The organism is Vibrio viridaestus, assembly GCF_003856525.1.
GTDB lineage: Bacteria > Pseudomonadota > Gammaproteobacteria > Enterobacterales > Vibrionaceae > Vibrio > Vibrio viridaestus.
On sequence record NZ_RJVQ01000179.1, the window covers coordinates 1 to 364 of the forward strand.

Here is a 364-nt window from a genome sequence, read left to right on the forward strand (position 1 = left end):
GCTCTTTAACAATTTGGAAAGCTGACAAAACATTCTTTTTAGAATGTTTGTAAAAGTTCTCAATGTTTATCATTAGGATAAACACCAACACACAATCAAGTGTTCTTGGGAAAACTTACTTTTTAAGTAAGGTTTCAAAATTGAGTCCGGCAAATATCAAAGTCTGCATCATGTTTAAATAACTGCAGACAACTTTGGTTGTTTATCCAGAAGACCCTTTGGGGTTGTATGGTTAAGTGACTAAGCGTACATGGTGGATGCCTTGGCAGTCAGAGGCGATGAAGGACGTATTAACTTGCGATAAGCCTAGATGAGGTAGTAAAAACCACTTGAGTCTAGGATTTCCGAATGGGGAAACCCACCT

Annotated in this window: 1 rRNA gene; it reads left to right on the plus strand. The window is 38.2% G+C overall.

Annotation, left to right across the window (positions count from 1 at the left end):
- Positions 1-230: 230 nt before the first annotated feature.
- A 23S ribosomal RNA gene (locus EES38_RS22035) occupies positions 231-364 on the plus strand; the annotation flags it as partial.